This window comes from Paenibacillus sp. FSL H7-0442, from assembly GCF_038593105.1.
Classification (GTDB): Bacteria; Bacillota; Bacilli; order Paenibacillales; family Paenibacillaceae; genus Paenibacillus; species Paenibacillus polymyxa_D.
Window position 1 is genome coordinate 4,534,820 of the sequence record NZ_CP151963.1, and the last position, 22,177, is coordinate 4,556,996.

Annotated in this window: 22 protein-coding genes; 8 read left to right on the forward strand and 14 right to left on the reverse strand. The window is 47.8% G+C overall.

The genetic code is table 11. The features are described from left to right. Positions 1-170 precede the first annotated feature (170 nt). Both MHH57_RS19980 and asd read left to right on the forward strand, forming a co-directional pair. A complete protein-coding gene (locus MHH57_RS19980; RefSeq protein ID WP_029518268.1) occupies positions 171-1,298 on the forward strand; it encodes a YheC/YheD family protein in 1,128 nt (375 codons plus the stop codon). 88 nt (positions 1,299-1,386) lie between these two features. Then, the gene (gene asd / locus MHH57_RS19985) at positions 1,387-2,184 is read left to right on the forward strand and encodes an archaetidylserine decarboxylase (RefSeq protein ID WP_029518267.1); all 798 of its coding nucleotides are present in this window, start codon (positions 1,387-1,389) and stop codon (positions 2,182-2,184) included. Between the two features lie 187 nt (positions 2,185-2,371). Here asd and MHH57_RS19990 read toward each other — a convergent pair whose 3' ends face one another. Continuing rightward, complete coding sequence (locus MHH57_RS19990; protein ID WP_342434443.1) at positions 2,372-3,157, reverse strand: AraC family transcriptional regulator; 786 nt, start codon at positions 3,155-3,157, stop codon at positions 2,372-2,374. A 180-nt stretch (positions 3,158-3,337) separates the two neighbouring features. On the opposite strand from MHH57_RS19990, the gene MHH57_RS19995 reads away from it, so the two are divergent. Then, positions 3,338-4,636 carry an aminotransferase class I/II-fold pyridoxal phosphate-dependent enzyme gene (locus MHH57_RS19995; RefSeq protein WP_069012636.1) on the forward strand — a complete coding sequence of 433 codons (1,299 nt, stop codon included), beginning with the start codon at positions 3,338-3,340 and terminating at the stop codon, positions 4,634-4,636. A gap of 101 nt (positions 4,637-4,737) precedes the next feature. On the opposite strand, the gene MHH57_RS20000 is transcribed toward MHH57_RS19995, so the two are convergent. Further along, the gene (locus tag MHH57_RS20000) at positions 4,738-6,015 is read right to left on the reverse strand and encodes a HAMP domain-containing sensor histidine kinase (RefSeq protein WP_029518264.1); all 1,278 of its coding nucleotides are present in this window, start codon (positions 6,013-6,015) and stop codon (positions 4,738-4,740) included. Positions 6,016-6,220: 205 nt separating this feature from the next. On the opposite strand from MHH57_RS20000, the gene MHH57_RS20005 reads away from it, so the two are divergent. Beyond that, a complete protein-coding gene (locus MHH57_RS20005; RefSeq protein ID WP_023990126.1) occupies positions 6,221-6,337 on the forward strand; it encodes a hypothetical protein in 117 nt (38 codons plus the stop codon). A 111-nt stretch (positions 6,338-6,448) separates the two neighbouring features. Here the strand turns inward: MHH57_RS20005 and MHH57_RS20010 are convergent, their stop codons facing one another. The 5 genes from MHH57_RS20010 to MHH57_RS20030 form a co-directional block, all read right to left on the reverse strand. Next, complete coding sequence (locus MHH57_RS20010; protein WP_039272674.1) at positions 6,449-7,672, reverse strand: ABC transporter permease; 1,224 nt, start codon at positions 7,670-7,672, stop codon at positions 6,449-6,451. A gap of 2 nt (positions 7,673-7,674) precedes the next feature. Continuing rightward, on the reverse strand, positions 7,675-8,421 hold the full coding sequence (locus MHH57_RS20015; RefSeq protein ID WP_013311782.1) for an ABC transporter ATP-binding protein: 747 nt from the start codon (positions 8,419-8,421) through the stop codon (positions 7,675-7,677). A gap of 18 nt (positions 8,422-8,439) precedes the next feature. Next, on the reverse strand, positions 8,440-9,831 hold the full coding sequence (locus MHH57_RS20020) for a DEAD/DEAH box helicase (RefSeq protein WP_029518262.1): 1,392 nt from the start codon (positions 9,829-9,831) through the stop codon (positions 8,440-8,442). A gap of 122 nt (positions 9,832-9,953) precedes the next feature. Next, positions 9,954-10,733 (reverse strand): SDR family oxidoreductase, encoded by a 780-nt coding sequence (locus MHH57_RS20025; protein ID WP_318628014.1) that lies wholly within the window; start codon positions 10,731-10,733, stop codon positions 9,954-9,956. A 39-nt stretch (positions 10,734-10,772) separates the two neighbouring features. Beyond that, a complete protein-coding gene (locus tag MHH57_RS20030) occupies positions 10,773-11,231 on the reverse strand; it encodes a chemotaxis protein CheX (RefSeq protein ID WP_029518260.1) in 459 nt (152 codons plus the stop codon). Between the two features lie 429 nt (positions 11,232-11,660). Between MHH57_RS20030 and MHH57_RS20035 the strand changes: the two genes are divergently transcribed. From MHH57_RS20035 to MHH57_RS20045, 3 genes are all read left to right on the forward strand, one after another. Continuing rightward, a complete protein-coding gene (locus MHH57_RS20035) occupies positions 11,661-12,563 on the forward strand; it encodes a LysR family transcriptional regulator (protein WP_023990132.1) in 903 nt (300 codons plus the stop codon). Between the two features lie 60 nt (positions 12,564-12,623). Then, positions 12,624-13,433 carry a histidinol-phosphatase gene (locus MHH57_RS20040; RefSeq protein ID WP_039272676.1) on the forward strand — a complete coding sequence of 270 codons (810 nt, stop codon included), beginning with the start codon at positions 12,624-12,626 and terminating at the stop codon, positions 13,431-13,433. A 155-nt stretch (positions 13,434-13,588) separates the two neighbouring features. Then, positions 13,589-14,329, forward strand: a complete 741-nt coding sequence (locus MHH57_RS20045; protein ID WP_165148567.1) for a GTP pyrophosphokinase family protein — start codon at positions 13,589-13,591, stop codon at positions 14,327-14,329. A 37-nt stretch (positions 14,330-14,366) separates the two neighbouring features. Here the strand turns inward: MHH57_RS20045 and MHH57_RS20050 are convergent, their stop codons facing one another. Beyond that, positions 14,367-14,639, reverse strand: a complete 273-nt coding sequence (locus MHH57_RS20050) for an alpha/beta hydrolase (protein WP_342434444.1) — start codon at positions 14,637-14,639, stop codon at positions 14,367-14,369. Positions 14,640-14,902: 263 nt separating this feature from the next. Between MHH57_RS20050 and MHH57_RS20055 the strand changes: the two genes are divergently transcribed. Beyond that, positions 14,903-15,781 (forward strand): NAD-dependent epimerase/dehydratase family protein, encoded by an 879-nt coding sequence (locus tag MHH57_RS20055; RefSeq protein WP_342434445.1) that lies wholly within the window; start codon positions 14,903-14,905, stop codon positions 15,779-15,781. A gap of 353 nt (positions 15,782-16,134) precedes the next feature. Here the strand turns inward: MHH57_RS20055 and MHH57_RS20060 are convergent, their stop codons facing one another. The 6 genes from MHH57_RS20060 to sdhA form a co-directional block, all read right to left on the reverse strand. Beyond that, positions 16,135-16,743 (reverse strand): GNAT family N-acetyltransferase, encoded by a 609-nt coding sequence (locus MHH57_RS20060; RefSeq protein ID WP_342434446.1) that lies wholly within the window; start codon positions 16,741-16,743, stop codon positions 16,135-16,137. A gap of 51 nt (positions 16,744-16,794) precedes the next feature. Beyond that, positions 16,795-17,535: a metallophosphoesterase family protein gene (locus MHH57_RS20065; RefSeq protein ID WP_318628009.1), complete on the reverse strand. Its 741-nt coding sequence runs from the start codon at positions 17,533-17,535 to the stop codon at positions 16,795-16,797. Positions 17,536-17,639: 104 nt separating this feature from the next. Further along, the gene (locus MHH57_RS20070; RefSeq protein ID WP_340886317.1) at positions 17,640-18,584 is read right to left on the reverse strand and encodes a metallophosphoesterase; all 945 of its coding nucleotides are present in this window, start codon (positions 18,582-18,584) and stop codon (positions 17,640-17,642) included. Between the two features lie 64 nt (positions 18,585-18,648). Continuing rightward, a complete protein-coding gene (locus MHH57_RS20075) occupies positions 18,649-19,458 on the reverse strand; it encodes an AAC(3) family N-acetyltransferase (protein WP_029518254.1) in 810 nt (269 codons plus the stop codon). Positions 19,459-19,629: 171 nt separating this feature from the next. Further along, positions 19,630-20,397, reverse strand: coding sequence for a succinate dehydrogenase iron-sulfur subunit (gene sdhB / locus MHH57_RS20080; RefSeq protein ID WP_039272681.1), 768 nt, complete (start codon positions 20,395-20,397; stop codon positions 19,630-19,632). A gap of 19 nt (positions 20,398-20,416) precedes the next feature. Further along, the gene (gene sdhA / locus MHH57_RS20085; RefSeq protein WP_342434447.1) at positions 20,417-22,162 is read right to left on the reverse strand and encodes a succinate dehydrogenase flavoprotein subunit; all 1,746 of its coding nucleotides are present in this window, start codon (positions 22,160-22,162) and stop codon (positions 20,417-20,419) included. Positions 22,163-22,177: the final 15 nt, after the last annotated feature.

The window sequence follows — 22,177 nt, forward strand, 5'->3', positions numbered from 1 at the left end:
CTGCAACACTCATCTTGTATCATATCGTCTGCCTCCCTGAAAGGTGCCTCGCTTCTAACTTTGGGCTTACCGCAAGGCTAGCGTCCATGCCTGGCCGATCTTTGATACATATGATGGACTACAATCACAGTATGATCAGTTGGAGTGCTACAAGGAGGGCGGACATACTCATGTTGCATGTCGGCGTCATGCTCAACCCGGCAACCTACCGGGGCATTCCCGCCATGAGGACGCGATATGAATCCATCGCCAATTACGAGGACGCCGGGTTAAGCTACGAGCTCATCCCCTGCTTTCTTCGTCTGGAGGATATTCATATAGCGACCGGAACATGCCGGGCTTTTGTTAAACACGGCAACGAGTATCGGCAAATGACTCTTCCGTTGCCGCCGGTCATCCACAATCGGACTCTCTATCGGCAAAATGAAAATGCTAGAGATATCAACAAGCTTGTACAAAAGGGATACTATATTTTTAATGAACAAAACCGTTTCCCCAAAGACCATATACATGCAATTCTGCAGGAAGACCCTCTGCTACGCATCCACCTCCCCAAAACCTTGCAAGGCAACCTTTCCTCCATCCATACCTTAATGGAGGAAACCGGAGATGTTGTCATTAAACCCAGTAGCGGTAGCGTGGGTAGAGGAATTATGCGTCTGCGGCATTCCCGCGGAGGCTGGACTTTGCAATGTGCACATCCTTCTATACCTGAGCGTTGGTCCACACTACGTTTGCATGTCGGAGAACTCCCGTTATTTCTACACAAACGACTGCTGCATGTGCCTCATATCGTACAGGAAACCATACCGCTTGCTTTGTACAACAATCGTCCGTTTGATATCCGTGTGACGGTTCAGCGCGGATATGGCGGTATCTGGGGTGTGACAGGCATGTTCGCTAAAATTGCTCCTTCCCACACCTTTGTCTCCAATGTGGCACAGGGGGGTACGGCCCGTTCCTTACTGGAGGTGTTATCACAAACAGAGACGGTTCAGACTTCGAACGCAGTCCGGCTAATGAATGAACTAGAGCGGCTCTCGTTACAAATCGTGCACCGACTGGCACAAACCCTTCCTCGTCTCGCCGATGTCGGTCTGGATCTGGGAATTACCCGTGAAGGCAAGATTGTTTTTATCGAATGCAACGGTCGTGACCAGCGCTATGGCTTCAGCCAGGCTGGCATGCATAATGTCTGGAAAGAAACATACACTCAGCCGATGGCTTACGCTCGTTGGCTTCTCGAACGGATGCCTTCGTCAGATACCGAACGTTCACCAGGCCGTCCACTGTATTGATTTACGTCACATTCTGTGTCAATATAGTTCAGAGCGGCCGGACAGGTTCCGGCCAAGACGGCTCGGAAATGAACAAGGGGGATCTGTAATGGCAAAACAGTGGCTGCGGCTCATGACGGAGCTATCATCGCGCAAGTGGGTGTGCCGGATTGTAGGCTCCTTCGCGCAAAGCGGTGCAAGCCGACTTTTTATCCCCACCTTTATACGTACGTACCAGATCCAGACGCATGAGGCTGAACAGGAATGGAAGGAATACCGTTCTCTGAACGCCTATTTTACACGCAAATTAAAAGCGGGCATGCGCCCGATTGATACGAACGCCGAGGTGATGACCAGTCCGGTGGATGCACGGATTACTTTCACTGGCCCAATTACGTCCGGCACTCTTTTGAATGTCAAAGGGCAGGACTATACGCTGGAAGAGCTTCTTAACCGCTCTCCGCGTCTTGAAAAATACACACACGGCTATGCTTTTGTACTCTATCTCAGCCCGACGGATTATCATCGCATTCATGCACCAGTATCCGGTACGCTGGTAGAAAAAGAGCATCTGCGCGGCAAGGTATACCCAGTGAATGACTTCGGCTTGCAGCATATGCGAGCAGTTCTTAGCCGCAATGAACGACAGATTACGTACATCGCCCACGAATATGGTGAGGTGGCGGTCGTTAAGGTTGGCGCAATGAATGTGAGTAGCATCAAATATACGGATGATAAAGCCGTCTCATGGACAAAAGGAGACGATCTCGCCTATTTCGAATTTGGGTCAACCGTCGTTTTGCTAACTGAGAACGGTACGTTTGAGCCAGACCCCGCATTGAAGCTGGGGGATGTGGTGAAAATGGGACAACGTCTGGGTTGCTTTCGACATGATCCCAAAGCATAAGTGAATATATCATAACAGGATTATAGCTACACATATGAGCATTGGAATCGAATGATATAAATTGCTCATATAAAAAAGGACCCGGCGTAATGGCTCGGGTCCTTTTTTTGGAATTTATCCTTTATATTTGTCATGCGTTACTCCCATTATGCCTAAATCCGAAACAGCTTGTCCACCGTCTATAACATTACCGGATCTCAGACGGACTTTTCCCCGTGTATTGCTTGAATTGGCGGCTGAAAAAAAAGATGTCACGATACCCCAAAGCCTCTGCCACCTCGGTCACATTCATTCCCGCATGCAGCAGTAGATGCTGTGCACGCTCAATCCGCATGCTGATAATATGAGATTGCGCGGAAACACCTAGCAGCTCCTTGAATTTAATCGAAAAATAACGCGGTGACAGCCCTGCCCGTGCAGCTAAATCCTCGACGCGATGAGGAAGTCCCGGATGCTGACGCACGTAGTTGGCCGTTTCCCGAATGACCTCGGTGAGCTGGTTACTGGCCTGTTGCTCCTGCGGCTCCTTACGGTCCGCACGCAGCAGATGAATCATCAGTTGTTTTAGAATCAGCTTGCCTTCCTCGTCAGATCCGTAAGCACGCTCCAGGCGCAGTCGAACGTACCTGGCAAGCATATGCTCTACCTCGAACGTTTCCTCCAGCATACGGTAGCTTGCAGGGACTAGCTCTGGTTGTTCGATGAGATCAAAATGAATATAGGTAAGTATGAGCGGCTTTTGCGGGTTATGTGTGGCACGGGTATCATCCCCCGGCTTGAACAGGAAGCAACTCCCCTTGCTCACCGGATACGATGTTCCGTTTAAGACCACTGTTCCTTCTCCGCTCCATACATAGAATAAATCATAGTTTGGCATCGGCTTCTCGCGTACCTGCCATTTCCAGCCCGGCTCGCACACAATTTTGGCGAAGGCCGACAACAGGATAAACGATGACGCAGATGTATCCAGCAAAATCTGCACCTCCTCTTGTTAATCTTTGGTTGTCCTCTATCCCGTTAATTTATAATATAAGCTCAGCGCCTTCATTAAGCAAAAAAATGCGTTTTTATGCTCCCAGATGCTTTTGCGTGACGCTTACCGTGTGTGATGCTATAATATGTAATCAAAATGACTTGGAAGGATGAAACGGGAATGAATCCACTGGCAGCGCAGTTAAACCAAAACATTCAGACAGGCAACGAGCATGTATATCAAATGCTTTCTCTTTTAGGGAAAGAAATTTATTTCCCAAAAGAGGGGATTTTGAGTCAATCCGCAGAAGCCGGGAAGCTTGCTAAAAAGTACAACGCCACGATTGGTATTGCTACGGAAGGTAACGGTCCTATGCATTTGGAGGTCATTCAGGAGAAGCTGTCCGCTTACAATCCCAAGGATTTATACCCTTACGCACCCCCTGCGGGCAAACCTGAACTTCGTAGTGTATGGCGTGACAAAATGCTGAAGGAAAACCCTTCATTGGCTGGAAAAGGTTATGGCCTTCCCGTAGTTACGAACGCGCTGACCCATGGTTTGAGCATCGTTGCCGACCTGTTCACGGATGAAGGGGACGCTGTCATTTACCCAGACAAAAACTGGGAAAACTATGAGCTGACTTTCGGTATTCGCCGTCATGGACGTTTGGTGAATTTCCCGTTGTTCACAGAGGATCAACGTTTTAATAGTGAAGGATTACGCGAGGCGCTACTGGCACAGAAAGAATACGGCAAAGCAATCGTTGTGCTGAACTTCCCGAATAACCCGACGGGCTACACACCGGGAGTCGAAGAGGGTAAAGCGATTGTTGCTGCCATTCAGGAAGCCGCAGAAGCAGGCATCAATGTCGTAGTTGTGACGGATGACGCTTATTTTGGTCTGTTCTTCGAGGACTCCCTGCATGAATCACTATTCGGTCAGTTAGCTGGACTTCATCCGAGAATTCTACCCGTCAAAATTGACGGAGCTACCAAAGAAGAATTCGTTTGGGGCTTCCGTGTCGGATTTATTACCTTTGCTTCGGAACATCAGGATGTACTGAGCGCACTGGAACAAAAAACATTAGGGATTATTCGGGCAACGATTTCGAGCGGTCCTCACCCATCTCAAACCTTCGTCCTGGATGCCCTCAAATCACCCGATTTTGCACAACAGAAAAATGAAAAGTTCCAAATTATGAAGGGGCGGGCTAATAAAGTCAAAGCGTTGCTCGATAGTGGAAAATACGGAGATGTATGGAGCTACTATCCTTTCAATTCGGGTTATTTTATGTGCCTTAAGCTGAACGGCTTGTCCGCTGAACGACTGCGCACACATTTGCTGGAACAATATGGGGTAGGAACAATTGCGCTGGGTGAATATGATCTCCGAATCGCATTCTCATGTATCGAGGAAGAGTATCTGGAAGACCTGTATGACATTGTTTACCGTGGCGCACAAGATTTGTTGAACGCATAATATGTAACAGATTCAATATAGCATCATTAGCGGTATGCCGGATGTTGTGGCATACCGCTTTTTAATGGGCTGAACCATTGTAAGTCACACTTCGAAACAAACTATCCTTCAGCAGCGAGCATTGATTCTTGTGCGAGTGGCAGCAGGATGACTACCTCCGTTCCGACTCCGGGCTCACTCTCATAGTGTATACTTCCGTTCATGGCTTCAATGATTCGAAAGGAGACGACCGTTCCCAGTCCCGTTCCTACCTCTTTGGTTGAAAAAAACAAAGTACCCACTCGCTCCAGATGCTCCTGACTCATGCCTTTTCCTGTATCCCTAATATGCAGACATGCCTTCTCTTCCTGAATCGCCAGCTTTATGTATACCCTGCCTCCATCATCCGCAGCTTCGATCGCATTTTTCGTCACATGTATTAACGCCTGTAACAGCTGATTACGATCCATATGTACGTATATTTCATTCCTTAGCTCAGTATACAGTCTTACGCCTTGCTTGGTCGCCATCGGTTTCAAAAGCAAAACAATCTGTTGAACCATGCCAGACAGATCCATCAGCTCTGTGTTCCCAATCTGCGGTCTGGATAAGTTCAGATAGTCGCTAATAATTCTTTCAGCCCGATCGACCTCTGCTAGTGCCAAAGCAATATATCTGCGATTTTTCCCTTCTAGCCCTGACTGAACCATTTGCAAGAACCCTTTAATAACGGTCAATGGATTCCGTACTTCATGAGCCATAGAGGCAGCCAGTTCACCTAACGTATTCAGATGCTCAGCATATTTAATCTTTCTTCTCATTTCTTCCCGTTCCAAACTAAACTCCATCCAGAAAGAGGAGGCTCCAATGCTTAGGAATTGAATCATACCGAACCAGAGTATTGCCCGGATCAGCTCGATCTCATCCTTATCTAGCCTTCCATTGACCCAGGAATGTATTAACAGAAATATAAACATGGCAATACTGGTCCATATACTCATTAGCATATTCATGCCCACCCGAAGCAATATACTATTGAGCTGCATAAACTTTTTTCTCACCAAGAGAGGCCCCAAATAACACAACATCATGCTGGGAAAACTCACCACTATAGACTCAGGATCTATATACATACGAGCCATCACCATCAACGTTATATTCAGAAGCCCTGCCTTAGGACCAAAATATAAAACAGAAAGGATCAGAGGAACATATCGAAGATCCCAAAATAGTCCATACCAAATATACGAAAACATAAGGCAAAGCACAGAAGACACACCCAGCACCCCTCCCATAAGCAACGGGGTATGTTTCATATGCCGATGATCTGACAAAGCGCTATATACCAATAACGGTACAAACACAAGAAATATGTTCACGAGCAGCTTATCTATCAGCATCTCGTCTTTCCCACTTTCCAAGTGATAATGATTACATACTTCTTCTATTCTCGACAATACGTGTCTTTTCCTCTCTCCTCCCCTACATTGATGAAAAATATAAGGCGATTCGGCAACATACCTGAGCATTGGCCCACGCAATCTGAAAATCCACTTCATAAGATACGATGTATCCTTTATCACAATGACCGAGAGGAGAATGAGCATGGGAGCAGAAGAAACAAGAGGCGGTTACGGTGGTTACGGCGCATTCACAAGCACAGGAACAATTCTGGTACTGTTCATTTTATTAGTTATCATCAGCAAAACGATCTTTATATAAGCTGACGGATATCTGCACCCACGGCTATGATAGCAGTACAAAAAAAGGCTAATTCGCAAGCAGCAAGTGCTGCCTGCGAATTAGCCTTTACTTTATTCACATAGATACAAATCACACTTCTTCTTCATCCTGACCGTCCAAACGCCATTTTTTGGCTTGAGCGCCTCGTAGCAGGAACACTACTGCAACTCCCCCAAGCAACGTGAGCAGTGTAGACAGTAGATCTTCCGTTCCCTTTGCCAGAAAAGGAAGCCACAGAACCACAGCAGCCGGCAACGTCAACCGAACAACAAAGTCGAGAAAAGACGCACGACGACTATGCGCAGGAATCGGATACAACTGAAGCCATAACGAATCCTTGTGATACTGCCTTAGTGAAGTGACCTGTACACCAATGAGGAATATGAAAAATAAATATACTGCAATACCAATCCAACTAGCATGGGTGATATATATAATTAACAACCCCAGAATCCCGAGCCGAATGACAATACCTGCTGGCTCTGTGCGCAGGAACGTCTTAAACAGCAGATAACGATACGCTCCCCTTCTGTTCCAAGGTATGTTACCTCCCAACCAGGATAGCCAACGGCGCGGCGTCACTCTCTGCGTAAGGGCGGGCACATCGACAAACCAGCCCAAAGTGCGCATCACCCGAGCAGCCTGCATACCCTCTGTACGAATCAGCTTTTCCCAAGCCACTAGCAGCTTGACCGGAAAACGCAGAACAAGCACGTACACCACACCGACCAATATGATAAATGGTACGCTGTGTAGTGGAGGCTGCCATAGCCATGCGGCTACCATCAGCACAGCCAACACCCACCGAAGCAGACGATAGCCTATACTCCCGCCAATCGATACCATACGAAGCTCTTGCCAGCCGCCGTAGCTGAATAGCAGCTTTAATAGCACGAACAGTAGCAGGGTCAGTAGCAACGGCTTAGGCGCGGAATCACTGCGAATATACAGCGGCCACACTATAATAGACAGCAATAGCAAACCGAATATTTTATACACCACACCCCGAATCCGGCTGGCCTTAAAATAATAGTGCATTGCGTGCTCCTGTGGACGGAGAAAAACAATATCCGCTGCGTTTAAATACGTACGAAAGCTCGCATGAGCAATCGGAATAGCCACAATAAGCATGATCCAGCGGATGGGCAAATCCGGTGGAGTATGCATTAGTAGCGACGTGTACCATGCGGCAAAGGCAATCAGTGCAAAGCCGAACACCACCGCCAGACCGCTCTGAATGACATAGCCCAGATAAGGCAACACCTGTCCCCAGAACGCTACACGTCTTTCTTTATGCAGACGTTGCAAATCCATGCTCATTCCCTGCCCTGTACCAGCTCATAAAATGCATCTTCCAGCGGCATGCCCGGCTTACCCGCCTGTGCTGTCACTTCGTCCAGCGTACCCTGCGCAATGATGGCACCCTGATGAAGTACAATGAAACGATCGCAATAATTTTCAATCGTGGACAAAATATGAGAACTGAGTAGAATGGACGAACCCGAACGCTTCATCTCTAACATAAAGTCAAGCAGGGAACGAATACCAAGCGGGTCCAAACCCAAAAAAGGTTCATCTATGACATACAACGGCGGTCCCGCTAAAAATGCACACATAATCATCACTTTCTGGCGCATCCCTTTAGACAGGTGCATCGACATACTTCCACTTTTATCCCGCATACGGAACAAGTCCAGCATTTGATCACTGCGTGTGCGGAAATCTGCTTCGCTAACTCCGTACGCTCTGGCCGTGAATTCCATATGCTCCATCACCGTCATTTCAGGATACAGCTCTGGAGATTCAGGTACAAAAGCAATGGCTCCCTGATATTCCTCGGGATTTTCATCCTGCTTATGCCCCTGCACACGAATTTCTCCGGCCTGCGGTGTCATCAGGCCCAAAATATGCTTCATGGTCGTACTTTTCCCGGCCCCGTTCAGACCAATCAGTCCTACCATTTCGCCCGGTTTCACATCCAGCGAAATCTGATGCAACACCGGGCGCTTGGCGCTATATCCGCCGGTCAGTCCGTTAATTTGCAACACAGGCTGTTGTTCCATGGCTCCCCCTCTTCTCCCTTACTCGTTCGGTTTTGATCCTTTTTCCTTCAGCCATCTTGGTGCACCCTTGTTTTTGCGATCACGCTCGCGCTGTGCTTTTCCTGCTTTGGACAAGGCTGCACCTTTGCTCTTGCCTGGAGCTGAACCGTTCGCGGAATTCCTGCCAGGACGTCCGTTTTCGGCACGAACAGGTGCCTTTCGGTCCTCCGCCGATGCTCCGTTAGATAAGGATCTAGCCTCGGAGGGTCTTACAGGTGCACGCTTGGCATCCGCCGGACGCGGCACAACTACTCGACCTCCATGCAACGCACGCTCTGCGATGTCAATGCCCAGTTCACGGGAGAACTTACGCATGATGAACGTTTCACGGTCAGTGACAACCGATGCCACCAATCCTTTGCGTCCCATCCGTCCTGTCCGTCCTGCACGGTGAACATAAGCTTGACTATCCGTAGCCGGATCAAAATGAATAACCATTTCAAGGCCCTCAATATCCAGACCACGGGCTGCCACATCCGAAGCGACCAGCACTTTGAGCTTGTCCTCACGGAATCGGGCCAACACATTGCTACGCGTGACTTTATCCGCATCTCCATACAAGGATGCCGTAGTCAGCCCCATATGCTTGAGCTTGGCCTCAATCTCCCCGATGGCATTGGTTGTATTCACGAACACCAGCGCTTTTCTCGGATTAAAATGACGTACCAGACGGCGCAGCATATCCACCTTATCCCGTTCTTCAGATACAAAGTAATAGTGTTCCAGTCCACTGGCCGTCTTCTGGTCGGGATCAATCCCAATTTCTACGTATTCACGCATCTCCCGTTTCGCCAGCGACTGAATCTCGTCGTTCAGCGTTGCGGACAGGAATACCAATTGACGATCACGTTGGGCGGTGCCCAATATATTGGTTACATCGCCTGCTCCGCCGAGCTGGAACATCTGATCCACCTCATCGATAACAATGGCTGTAATATTGTGCATTTTCAACTTTTTTGAAGCGATGAGTTCCCGTACACGTCCTGGTGTGCCCACGACAAGCTGTGGATGATCCTTGAGCTTTTCGATTTGACGTTTGATAGCCGCCCCACCAATCAGACCGAGTACACGGATTCCGCGATGCTCACCGTAGCGCTGACCCTCACGTACAATTTGCATGGCCAGTTCCTGGCTTGGAGCTAGTATCAGCTTTTGCGTAGCCTTTTTCTGCGGATCAATCGCTTGCAACAGCGGCAGCAAATAAGCCAGTGTCTTGCCTGTGCCAGTTTGTGAGCGCGCCAATACATGCTTTCCCTTCATTATTTCCGGTATAGCCTCTGCCTGAACTGGCGAAGGCTGTGTAATTTCATGCTCAGTCAGTTTGTCCAACAGATCTTGTTCAACGCCGAGCGATTCAAAATTCAATGTCATGAAAAGGTCCAACCCCTATACGTAAATTCGTTACTCTCCATTATATGCGAAAATTCCTCTGTTACCAAATCACAAAAATAAAAGATGTCCCTCACCATAGCTAATGGCTTACGGGACATCTTTTATTTCTTATTCATCACCCCATGACCCAGCCTGTCGGTCAGTCTGGGAGCTAACTGATACAGCTTGAGAAAAGGAGATACCCACCGTGGCAGATTAACCTCCTCCTTGCGAAGCTCCATCGCTCTTACGATATGCCGTGCTACCTTATCTGGTTGTAGCATAAACCAGCTTACATTTCGAACATATCCTCCTGAAGGATCTGCCAGCTCAAAAAAGGGTGTGTCGATCGGTCCGGGGTTAATCGTCGTTACAGTCACTCCACTCCCGCGCAGCTCTTGCCGGAGCGCATTGCTGAAACCGAGCAACGCATGCTTCGTCGCCGTGTAAGAAGACGATTTGGCTGTCCCGATTTTCCCGGCCATTGATGCTACATTGACAATCTGTCCATGGCCCCGCTCTGTCATTTGCGGCAGAAACGCCTTGATGCAGCGAACAACACCCATGTAGTTCACGTCCATCATTTGTTCAAACTCCGTCAGGTCGGTTTCATTAAAATACTCAAACTTTCCGTAGCCCGCATTGTTAAGTAATATATCGACCCGTCCGTACTGTTCCAATACTCGTGCAGCAACAGCCTCTACCTGCTCCTGGCGGGTGACGTCCAGTTGGATAAGCTCATGTCTGCCGCTGATTCCAGCAGATACTTGCTTCAGTCGCTCCTGCGAGCGTGCTGTTAAAATAGGAATCGCGCCCTTTTCGCTTAACAACTGAGCGCAAAGGGCGCCAATCCCACTAGATGCACCTGTAATCACAACTATCTTGTCCTGTAGTATACTCACGCTCATCCCTCCACATTAAAGAAACTTGCTCCTTTAATATTAAGAGATCATCACCTGAATATCCAGCTCACCGATTCCTTCCACCGTGAGCGGAATATAAAGGGCACGCTGAGGCACAAAAGTGGTCAAGTTTTCTGATTTCATGACCTGCGGAGGCGTAATATCCACGACAATTCCCTGACTGGACAAAATCGTACTGGCATTACCACTAATCATATTGCCCAATTCTGAAATTGCGCTTTTTCCCATCTCATCAATTTCAGTCAACACAAATCCGCCCATCATCGCTGATACCATACGTAGCGCCACCTGTTCATTCAGGCCGAACACAATATTTCCGCTAAGCTGTCCGGTCATCCCGATCATAATCCAGATGTGGTCGTCCACCAGCTCGACATTTTTCACACCAAGATTTCCGGATGAAGGAGATACTTGGATCAATTGTTCAATGACCCGTCGCGCCGACTCCAAAAAAGGATTTATCACTTCTGCCTTCACGATCAAAGCGCCCCTTTACGATGGGCTTTTAGACACACAACAAAAGTCCCATTTAAATTAGAATTTTTTAATTAAATATTACTGTAAAACGAATCGATCCTCATTAAAATGCTCTCTATATCACTTATCGACAGCTACCCGGTAATTTTTTATAGCTAAACCACAAAAAATGTGAATAATGTCCTATATCTTTACTTCTTACCGGTTTTAGATTGATTATTTTTGAAGGATATCAGGACTTTAGTCTTTATTTCCCAATATACCACACTTTAAGGTGCTCTGCTTCGATTCATTGCCCTTCCTGCTCGAATAACCTATAATTTAATGAAATAAAGCATAACGACGGTTTTACATATGAACCTATGGATTGGCTAAAAATATTCATTCTATACAGCTGCGATAAGATTAAGAAAAGAGAGGAGGAACTTCATGAACATCAGTCAACTCGAAACACTTATCATGATTTCCAAAACGATGAGCTTCCGCAAAGCCGGAGAACTTCTCAATTTGACGCAGCCGGCGGTGTCCGCCCAAATTAAAAGTCTAGAGGATGAGTTCAAAACCATTCTGATTGACCGCAACCAGCCTGTCACCCTGACCGACCGGGGAGCTGTTTTTTTGGAACATGCCGAGCGCATATTAGAGGTTGTTGAGGAATTAAGACAAAAATTGTACGATCTAAACGAAACACCACAGGGTCACATTGCGCTGGGTACCACAACATCCATCGCTATTCAAATTTTACCGCGCGTGCTTTCCTACTTTCAGGATCAGTTCCCTCTCATCAAAACCTCCATTCAATCCATGGCTTCCTCCATGATTTATCAGCAGGTGGAGAACGGACTTATTGATGTTGGCATCGGCTATCTGATCGAACGTAATCCTAATTTAAGCACTTCGGTTCTGTATTACGATTCCTTTGAGCTGGTCGTGTCTCCTACTCATCCGCTGGCTTCACAACCACATGCTACCATTGAAGCCCTTCGGGAAATTCCGCTGATTCTGCTCTCTCCTGATACAGTGGGACGAAAATTCGTAGACGATGTATTTAAAAAGCACCAAATCGTGCCTCATGTCGTGATTGAGTTGTCCAGCAGTGAGGAAGTCAAACGGATGGTCGAAATTAATCTCGGTGCGGCCATTATTTCCAGACTATCGGTCACTTCTGAACTGCGTGCAGGCACATTAAAAATGATCCATATTCCTGAGCTGGAAGTTAGTCATCCGGTAGGAGTGATTTATAAATCCGGCCGATATCTAAACTCAGCCATGCAGCAATTTTTAAGTGATCTGAAGGGGATGCCGGAGACGAATTTCACCAGTTCTGAATAACGTAATTCGCTATGAACAACATACGCAATATAAACCCTGATTACGAAAGGAAGACAGGCTATGAAATTTGATCTGCACACCCATCATTTCCGCTGCGGTCATGCAGACGGAAACATTCGAGATTACATTGAAGCAGGCATTCAGTCGGGCTTACAAGCGATTGGTATTTCGGACCATTCCCCTTTCCTGGGCAGCGAACAGGATCAGGCTTTTCCTAAAATTTATATGGCCAAATCACAGCTTGCTGAATACGTAGAAGAGGTACAACAGCTTAAAAAAGAATACGAAGGCCGTATTGACGTGCTCCTCGGATTGGAAACGGATTATTTTCCTGATTTTGCTGAATTATATCGTTCCACTCTGGCTCCTTATCCATTTGATTATCTCATTGGGTCGATTCACAATGTCGAAGGGGACAGCATTTTTAACCGTAACCGTTGGAACAAATTAAGCGACGCTCGTAAAATCGAGGTCAAACAAGCCTACTACACGCTCATTCAGGAATCTGCGCGAAGCGGCATGTTTCAGATTTTAGGCCATATTGACGCAATGAAGGGGAACTTTCCAGCCTTTTCAGACATTCCTGCTGATGAAGCCATTGATGAAACCTTGCAGGTAATTGCGGAATCCAATGTGGCGATTGAAATTAACACTTCGGGTAAAACCAAACTGAGTGGCGGATGGTACCCGTCTGCTTCTATTTTAGAAAGAGCGCACCATTTTGGTGTGGAGGTTACTTTTGGTTCGGATGCCCATAAACCTTCGCGGGTAGGCGATGACTGGGAAGAAGTAAAGGCAATGCTGAAGGATATCGGCTTCCGGGAATGGGTCTATTTTAAAGAAAAACGTAAAATTTCTGTGGCGCTTTAAAATTCAAGGTGGGAATTGCCTCTCCGCAAATCATTTGATCTTACGAACGCTGCTGCAATGGAATTGTTGGGGATTGTAATTTATAAGGTAATAATTCCATTGCAAAGGCGAATGCTTAGCAAGATTATGACATCTATGTGTGAGGAGAATTACATATGCACTTGGAAGATCCTATGGACAAATTTAAAAAGCTAAAGCATGACATCACGCGATTTATGCTAATCTATAAATTTGCGCTCGACGAAATGGAAACCAAGATTGAAATATTAAAGCAGGAATTTCAGGCATTACACGATTACAGCCCTATTGAGCATACCAAATCACGCCTTAAATCTCCTGAGAGCATCATGAATAAAATGATTCGTAAACATAGCGAGTTATCGCTGGATGCTATCAAAGATCATATCAAGGATATCGCCGGCTTGCGTATTACTTGCTCTTTTATTTCTGATATTTATGATGTCAGTAACATGCTTCAGAGACAAAGTGACTTGAAGGTGCTGGAAATTAAGGATTACATCAAGAACCCCAAGCCGAACGGTTACCAGAGCCTGCATTTGCTGGTTCAAGTTCCTGTATTCATGTCGGATTGTGAGGAGCTAGTCTGCGTAGAGGTGCAAATTCGAACCATTGCGATGGATTTCTGGGCCAGCCTGGAGCATAAAATATTTTATAAGTACAACCAGTCCGTTCCCGAAAGTCTGACACGTGAATTAAAGAACGCAGCAGACTCCGCTAATGCGCTAGATCTCCAAATGGAGCGACTGCATCGTGAAATTAAGGAGATTAAAGACGCTAGAGGTGAAGAGGACTCCATGGAGGAGCTTCGGAAGATTATGATTAATAATCAGCAAATTACGGTGCCGGCCAATTTCTTGAAGCTTCTAGGAGAGTAGGATTAGGCGGTGCTCCACCGCTATGCGAATGATTGGTTCAACGAATCGCATGTTTGTTCAAAAATGAAAGAATAGAATCATTGATTAAGATCGGCTTCTCTCTAAGCATGTGCGGTCGATGACTACAACCCGGAACAATTAGATAACGTGAGTCTTGGGTCCCTGAGCATAATTCCAGGAGTTGCTCTTCTGTGGCGAAATCGTCATGTTCACCCGCGATAAATAATGCAGGGCACGTAATGCTACTTAACTCACTACGTGTCAATTGCGGATATTGGCGCCAATCCTGTGCGCTCTGACGCATAATCAAATTCATCTGCCCCCTCAGGACATGCGACTCCACTACAGCCTATGGTCGTAACGGTCGCAAACATTTGAGGGTGCTTCACCGCACAATATAAAGCCACATTGCCTCGCAGCTGTACCCATTTTTTCGTAATACATTTCTAAATCCTGAATCTCTACGTATGGCATATGATCCTCCTTTTTTTCATTGCGTCCTGTATCTTTTACATTCATTAGTCCGTCTATCTTAATATAAATGAAAACCATTTCAGAAGGAGTGATGTAAGTATGAAAAAGATACTTGTACTGGGTGGAACGCGCTTTTTTGGCAAGAGACTGGTGGAACGTCTGCTGGAGAGTTCCGAGAACTCCGTTACCATCCTCACACGAGGCCAAACAAGCGATTCGTTCGGTGACCGCGTTCAGCGGATCTGTGCAGATCGTACCGACCCGCAAGCGCTCGCTAAGGCAGTAGGCGAGCAAGTGTGGGACGTTGTTTATGATAATATTTGCTTTTCTCCTGATGAAGCCAGCGAAGCCTGCCGCATTTTTGATGCTAAAGCCAAGAGGTATATCGTGACCTCCAGCCTATCCGTCTATGATTCGAGACCGGAAGTGCTGACAGAGAGCATCTTTGACCCTCAAGCTTACCCGGTTCGCAAGGGCGGGAAAGACGATTTTACATATCAGGAGGCTAAACGGCAGGCAGAAGCAGTTTTTATGCAGCAAGCTACATTTCCTGTAGTTGCTGTTCGTTTTCCAATTGTATTGGGGACAGACGATTATACGAAAAGACTTCATTTTCATATCGAGCATGTTCGTGAAGGAACAGAAATCGGAGTACCTAATGCCGCAGCACAAATCTCATTTATTCGTTCCGATGAAGCCGCAGATTTTCTGTTTTGGCTTGGTCACACTCCTTTAACAGGGCCTGTAAATGCTTGCTCCGACGGTACAGTGAGGATTGGGGAGATCATTTCGATCATTGAGCAGGTAACTGGAAAACAAGCTGTGATGAAAGAAAAAACAGCAGACGAGCACATGTCTCCATTTGGTATTACACAATCGTGGTACATGGATACGTCCAAAGCCCAGTCAGAGGGGTACTCATTTCTCTCCCTAAATGAATGGCTTCCAGAGCTGATAACCAGCCTGACCCGTTCCTAAAAATCATAAAAAAAAGGGGACCCGAAGCTCCGGGTCCCAGCAATATATATATATGATTCAAAGGGGGTCATGTTTATGTTGTACCCACTCTATGTTAAAGTAACTTTGCAGTTATATTTCATTTTTGTAACAAATTGAAATATAACTGAGCACAGCCAAGGCAAGAAGGCTACTCGCTTCCGCAGAAATAGAGAAGGCCCTACTATAGGATAACAAAAAAAGAGGACCCGAATCGTCGGGCCCAGCAACATATATTATTCAAAAGGGGGTCATGTCTGTATTGTACCCGTCCTGTGTTAGAGTTGTTTTGCAGTTATATTTCATCTTTGTAACAAAATATTCCACTTCCATTTCTATGCATAATCCCCTTGGGTCATCGAAAATACCAATACACTTGGCACCTCTCCTGAGGGATCATAAGCACCAATGGTACGCAGCAGGCGCATCTTATTTTTAATAAGCACGCGCATAGAAGCCTGATTATCCTCTTGGCAACGACTTTCGATCCGATGGAGCTTCAAAGATCCGAAACCAAAATTCAACATTTCTCCCACCACTTCTGTACCCAGCCCCTGTCCCCAAAAAGGACGATCCAGAATATAGCCCAATTGCGCCTCCCCCGTTCTTTCATTCCATTGCTGAAAAGAGACGATACCGAGCAACGGTGAAGAGGTAAGCTCATTGGATTCACTAAGTAGATTGCTTTCTTCTGTATTTCTCGGATGCCATTCCACCGCAAAATGCAGGGAATCTAGTGAATCGGAAGAAATTTTAATTTGCGCAACCAGACGCCGCATTCGTGCATAGACTGGCTTGCGAATTCGATTCACATATTGGATCACCAATGGATCGGATAGGATCCGTTCCAGCGCGGGATAATCCTCCGTTCTTAGCTGGCGCAATCGGACTCGGCGGGTGTAAAGCTCCGGTAGCCCAAGACGAAGCATTTCTCTGGTCAGCACAATGTTCCCTCCTGCGGATGGATTGGCTTTTAGAAATGAATGTTTCCATACTTAATCCAGTTCCTGAATCCCGCGGTAAATTCCTGTACGCAGCTCTCGAATATAATACGGCAAAGAAGGCACATCAGCTTCCTCCGCTTGTTTTACCGCCAGTTCTATATCATAAGGTACACGTACAAAATGAATGGAGAAGGACGTAGGCTGCTCCTCTCCCATCTCCCCCTCTAAAATGCAGTAGGAAGCCTGCGTAACATCCAACGGATTCCCGACACTGCCGACGTTAAAAAGTGTTTTTCCCTGAAAATGCTGGATAAAAGCATTGTGCACATCACCATATCCCACAACATCCGGAGCAAAAGCAACTTTTCCATTTTCTTCTGCTAACGGATCGAACATGGCAAGCCGTTTTTCCGGCTCATCCCATGGCTGCACACGGTGATACACACTTTGCGGCGAGGCATGCACCAGACGGATACGGCGTCCGCTCATTCTGAAATCATAATGAAACGGTAACTGTGCCAAATACTGCACTCGTTCTGCCCCCAAGCGCTCGGCTTGCCAGCTAAAATTGAGATCATCCGTAATACTGACCAGCTCATCCCAATTCCCCCGCACGACCACTTCACAACGTTGACGGACAGCATCCAGAACCTCGCTCGGGCTAGGCCCTTTGCCGATCAGATCCCCCAAACAAAACACACGGCTAATGCCTCGGGAAGCAATATCCTCCAGCACCGCCTCACAGGCAGGCCAATTGCCATGAATATCTGAAATGACAGCAATACGATCCATCTGAACCTCACTCCTTTGTCCGAAACGACTACATCTCTACACTACATTCAAGCCATCTTTATGTAGTTCCAAACTATATGACGAAGATGAAAAAAAATCATGGCCTATTGGCCGGATTTTAGTGTAATGACACTAAGCTCCGGCCTGCACAGCACGCGAATCGGCAGATGTGTCATGCCAATGCCTCGGCTAACATATAGCGGCATTCTCTCCGTTCCCACATGAAATAATCCCTGGATGTACTTGCGTCCACCCGGAGGCGGCATTGGCGCTCCAATGACCGGCAAGCGTACCTGTCCTCCATGCGTATGCCCCGACAATTGAAGATCAAAGGACATTTGCGCCGCCACATCTGCATAGTCCGGCTCATGCATCAGCAGGAGCTTGCACATCTCATCAGGTAGTCCGTGGATGGCACGCTGCGGATTGGGCTTGCCCATGATGTTATCCTCTAAACCGACCATAGCTACACGCTGTCCCGCAAGCTCTACAATCGCATGCTCGTTTCTCAGCAACGTAAACCCGGTTTTCGGATACAATTCCTGTACTCCGGCGGGTAAGCCTCTATAATCATGATTGCCCAGAATAGCAAATTTGCCAAGTGTGGCGTACATAGAAGCCATAACTGGAACAGCAGCCTTCATGGATACTGCATAGTCATCCACAATATCGCCTGTAAAACAGAGCAAATCTGGCTTCAGACCTGCTATCCGGTCCGCAAGCTCGCGTAAATCCTGCTCATCCATGTGAAAACCCAAGTGCACATCACTGAAATGTACGACCCTGATTCCGTCAAAAGCAGACGGAAGACGAGGGATAGACAAGTTGAAGCGTGTAATTTCCAAATGATTAGGCTCCCATAAGGAAGCATATCCTCCAGCTAGAAGCGCGGTTCCGGCTGTGGCTAAAGCCGCTTTTTTCAAAAAATGGCGGCGCGAAGGATTGGCTGGTTCATTTGAAACGGAACGCCGCGAAGAACCGGGAGGGATAGCGGCCCCCTGATGCGGGCCATCCTGACTCTCGCGGCGGGTGTGCGGCGTCTTCTCCATATGCGTTCCCCCTTGCGATCTATTCCTTGATCTCACTTATTCGAATTCTTACCGTCCAAAAGCTTTAGCGATGGGTGGACAACCACTGCTCCGCATAGTCTACCAAATCACGTTGCCTCGCGAAAAAACATGAAGCCTCCCCAATGTTCACCCGCGTAAAAGCTGAGGGACAGTCCCGTTCAAAATCAAGTCCCAGCTTCTCAAAGTCATCTGAGGTAATATTAAAATCCTGAAAAGATACCCACGCTTTTGCTCCATCCACCATCATAGGAGCTTGATGGGTGATCACTTCACGTCCATTGTAGGCTGTTCGATATTCCGCCAAATGCAGGGACGTGTTGCTGTCATGTCCGCAGCCCAACAGCACTACATAAGCATCTGCCTCGTACAGCTTCGCCAAGGGCGAATGCTCACCCAGTCCAAAGTCGAGCTCATGAGCTGCCAGTAATTCCGAAGCTGTGGGTCCACGTGCCGCCAGAGAAACATGCGGATGCCCGCTGCGCTTGGTTCCCGGCAGGCCACGGAACGTTTCTACAATGATGCCCATCCCTCCGGTCAGCGTCCAGGCCGGATCATAAGCGGGCATTTCCTCGCGTACCAGTTCCCACCATGACTCATCCAGAGGCGGGTTCATCCAAGTCGAGGGATCAGTCAAGTCATGTGACTGTGTCGGCATCACCAGCGTCCCTTCCGGGCCAACTGCTTCGGTTAGTGCGGCAAGAATGACCGAGGCCCCGCCTGGAACAAAGCGTCCAAAGCTGCGCATCGACGAGTGAACAAGCAATGTCATGCCGCTCCGAACCCCCAGATCCTCTAATCCCTTCAATACATCCGACCTAGTGACAGGTCGATTCGTTATCGGTTGCACAGTCACCTGTCCAGCCTCCTTTTCTCCAAAAACGATACACAATACCATAATTATACCATAACTGCTATCCCGCGCTCCTTCCTCCATGTTACCCTCCATCATTCCTGAGCGCAAAAAACAGGCTTTCTCCAGTTTGAGAAAAAGCCTGTTTGGGCATAACCTATTCGCTGTCTAGTGCTATACAGTCAGCCAGCGCTTGAACATATGCTTGGTCGTTTCCTTGTTCATTTCGGCAATAGAAGTGGTCAACGGAATACCTTTCGGACAAGAGCGTACGCAGTTTTGCGAGTTCCCGCACCCTTCCAGCCCGTCGTCTGTCATCAACGCCTCTAGCCGCTCTTCCTGATTCATTTCCCCTGTCGGATGGCTGTTAAACAGGCGAACCTGAGATATCGCCGCAGGTCCGATGAACGTCGTCTTCTCGTTGACGTTCGGACAAGCTTCCAGACAGACACCACAGGTCATGCACTTGGACAGCTCATACGCCCACTGACGCTTTTTCTCAGCCATTCTAGGACCAGGGCCCAGATCGTAGGTACCGTCAATCGGAATCCACGCTTTGACCTTCTTGAGCGCATTAAACATCCGGCTGCGGTCGATGACCAAATCCCGAACTACCGGGAATGTGTTCATCGGCGCGATCGTAATCGGCTGCTCCAGCTTATCGACGAGCGCTGCACAGGCCTGACGCGGCTTGCCGTTAATCACCATGGAGCATGCTCCGCATACTTCCTCCAGGCAATTCGACTCCCAGCACACCGGAGCCGTCTCTTTACCGTGGCTGTCCACCGGATTACGCTGAATTTCCATCAGCGCGCTAATCACATTCATTCCCGGACGATAAGCCAATTCGAATTCTTCCGTATAGGGACTGGCTTTAGGATCAGCTTGACGGGTCACAACGAACTTCACTGTTTTATTCGACTTCACTGCTTGCTCCGACATCTAAATACACTCCCTTCCGTTATTTGTTCTTGGAATAATCCCGAATACGCGGCTTGATCAGCGAAACATCCACCGCTTCATACGAGATTTGTGGTCCTTCCGGTGTCCAGTCCGCAATCGTCGTTTTCAGGAAATCCTCATCGTTGCGATCCGGGAAATCTGGTTTGTAATGAGCCCCGCGGCTTTCGTTGCGCAGCAGCGCACCTTTGGTCATCGCTTCAGCCAGCTCCATCATATTCCACAGTTGCCGTGTAAATGCCGCACCCGCATTGTTCCAGCGTGAAGCGTCATTGATGTTAATGTTAGAGTAACGCTCCTTCAGCTCCTTGATCTTGTGGATCGTAGCTTCCAGCTTGTCATTATAACGAACCACAGTCATGTTGTTCGTCATCCACTCGCCCAGTTCTTTATGAAGAACATAGGCATTTTCTTTTCCGTCCATATGCAAAATACGCTCATACTTCTCCGTCTGCTGATGAACTGCCGCATCAAATACGGAGGACGCTGTATCCTGTGCAGATTTTTTCAAGCCTTTGATATATTCCACAGCCTTAGGTCCAGCCACCATCCCGCCGTAAATGGCTGACAGCAACGAGTTCGCACCCAAACGGTTCGCTCCGTGGTATTGGAATTCACACTCACCAGCCGCGAACAGGCCTGGTATATTGGTCATCTGATTGTAATCGACCCACATGCCGCCCATTGAATAATGAACAGCCGGGAATATTTTCATCGGAATTTTGCGCGGATCATCACCGACGAATTTTTCATAAATTTCAATAATGCCGCCCAGTTTTACATCCAGCTCTTTCGGGTCCTTGTGGGACAGATCGAGGTAGACCATGTTCTCGCCATTAATACCCAGTCCATCATCAACGCATACACTGAATATTTCACGTGTCGCAATATCGCGAGGGACCAAATTTCCGTAAGCTGGATACTTTTCTTCGAGAAAATACCATGGCTTACCATCCTTATACGTCCAAATACGACCGCCCTCTCCCCGTGCCGACTCGGACATGAGACGCAGCTTGTCATCACCTGGTATAGCCGTCGGATGAATCTGGATAAACTCACCGTTCGCATAGCGTACGCCTTGCTGATACACCGCACCGGCAGCTGTGCCCGTATTAATGACGGAATTCGTGGTTTTACCGAAAATAATCCCGGGCCCACCAGATGCCAAAATAACTGCATCCGCCGCAAAAGTCTTCACTTCCATCGTACGCAAATCCTGCCCGCAAATCCCTCGACAGATGCCTTCATCATCCAGTACAGCCTGTAAAAACTCCCAGTTTTCATACTTGGTCACCAAACCCGCAGATTCCCAGCGCCGTACCTGCTCATCGAGAGCGTACAGAAGCTGCTGTCCTGTCGTCGCACCAGCAAAGGCGGTCCGATGATGCTGGGTACCGCCGAAGCGGCGGAAGTCCAGCAGTCCTTCCGGTGTCCGGTTAAACATGACGCCCATGCGGTCCATGAGATGAATGATCCCCGGAGCCGCTTCGCACATCGCTTTTACCGGAGGCTGGTTGGCCAGAAAATCCCCGCCATAGACCGAATCATCAAAGTGAATCCAGGGGGAGTCTCCCTCACCCTTGGTATTTACCGCACCATTGATGCCACCTTGAGCACAAACGGAGTGGGACCTTTTGACCGGAACCAAAGAAAATAAATGAACGTGAACTCCCGCCTCTGCCGCCTTGATCGTAGCCATTAGACCTGCCAGACCGCCGCCCACGACAATAATGTTGGATGCTGCCATTTCTGCTCACTCCTT

Excerpts from the sequence above, each read along its gene's own strand:
- MHH57_RS19980 (WP_029518268.1), top strand. The coding sequence starts at position 171 with ATGTTGCATGTCGGCGTCATGCTCAACCCGGCAACCTACCGGGGCATT.
- asd (WP_029518267.1), top strand. The coding sequence starts at position 1,387 with ATGGCAAAACAGTGGCTGCGGCTCATGACGGAGCTATCATCGCGCAAG.
- MHH57_RS19995 (WP_069012636.1), top strand. The coding sequence starts at position 3,338 with ATGAATCCACTGGCAGCGCAGTTAAACCAAAACATTCAGACAGGCAAC.
- MHH57_RS20000 (WP_029518264.1), bottom strand. The coding sequence starts at position 6,015 with ATGCTGATAGATAAGCTGCTCGTGAACATATTTCTTGTGTTTGTACCG.
- MHH57_RS20005 (WP_023990126.1), top strand. The coding sequence starts at position 6,221 with ATGGGAGCAGAAGAAACAAGAGGCGGTTACGGTGGTTACGGCGCATTC.
- MHH57_RS20010 (WP_039272674.1), bottom strand. The coding sequence starts at position 7,672 with ATGGATTTGCAACGTCTGCATAAAGAAAGACGTGTAGCGTTCTGGGGA.
- MHH57_RS20015 (WP_013311782.1), bottom strand. The coding sequence starts at position 8,421 with ATGGAACAACAGCCTGTGTTGCAAATTAACGGACTGACCGGCGGATAT.
- MHH57_RS20020 (WP_029518262.1), bottom strand. The coding sequence starts at position 9,831 with ATGACATTGAATTTTGAATCGCTCGGCGTTGAACAAGATCTGTTGGAC.
- MHH57_RS20035 (WP_023990132.1), top strand. The coding sequence starts at position 11,661 with ATGAACATCAGTCAACTCGAAACACTTATCATGATTTCCAAAACGATG.
- MHH57_RS20040 (WP_039272676.1), top strand. The coding sequence starts at position 12,624 with ATGAAATTTGATCTGCACACCCATCATTTCCGCTGCGGTCATGCAGAC.
- MHH57_RS20045 (WP_165148567.1), top strand. The coding sequence starts at position 13,589 with ATGCACTTGGAAGATCCTATGGACAAATTTAAAAAGCTAAAGCATGAC.
- MHH57_RS20055 (WP_342434445.1), top strand. The coding sequence starts at position 14,903 with ATGAAAAAGATACTTGTACTGGGTGGAACGCGCTTTTTTGGCAAGAGA.
- MHH57_RS20065 (WP_318628009.1), bottom strand. The coding sequence starts at position 17,535 with ATGGATCGTATTGCTGTCATTTCAGATATTCATGGCAATTGGCCTGCC.
- MHH57_RS20070 (WP_340886317.1), bottom strand. The coding sequence starts at position 18,584 with ATGGAGAAGACGCCGCACACCCGCCGCGAGAGTCAGGATGGCCCGCAT.
- sdhB (WP_039272681.1), bottom strand. The coding sequence starts at position 20,397 with ATGTCGGAGCAAGCAGTGAAGTCGAATAAAACAGTGAAGTTCGTTGTG.
- sdhA (WP_342434447.1), bottom strand. The coding sequence starts at position 22,162 with ATGGCAGCATCCAACATTATTGTCGTGGGCGGCGGTCTGGCAGGTCTA.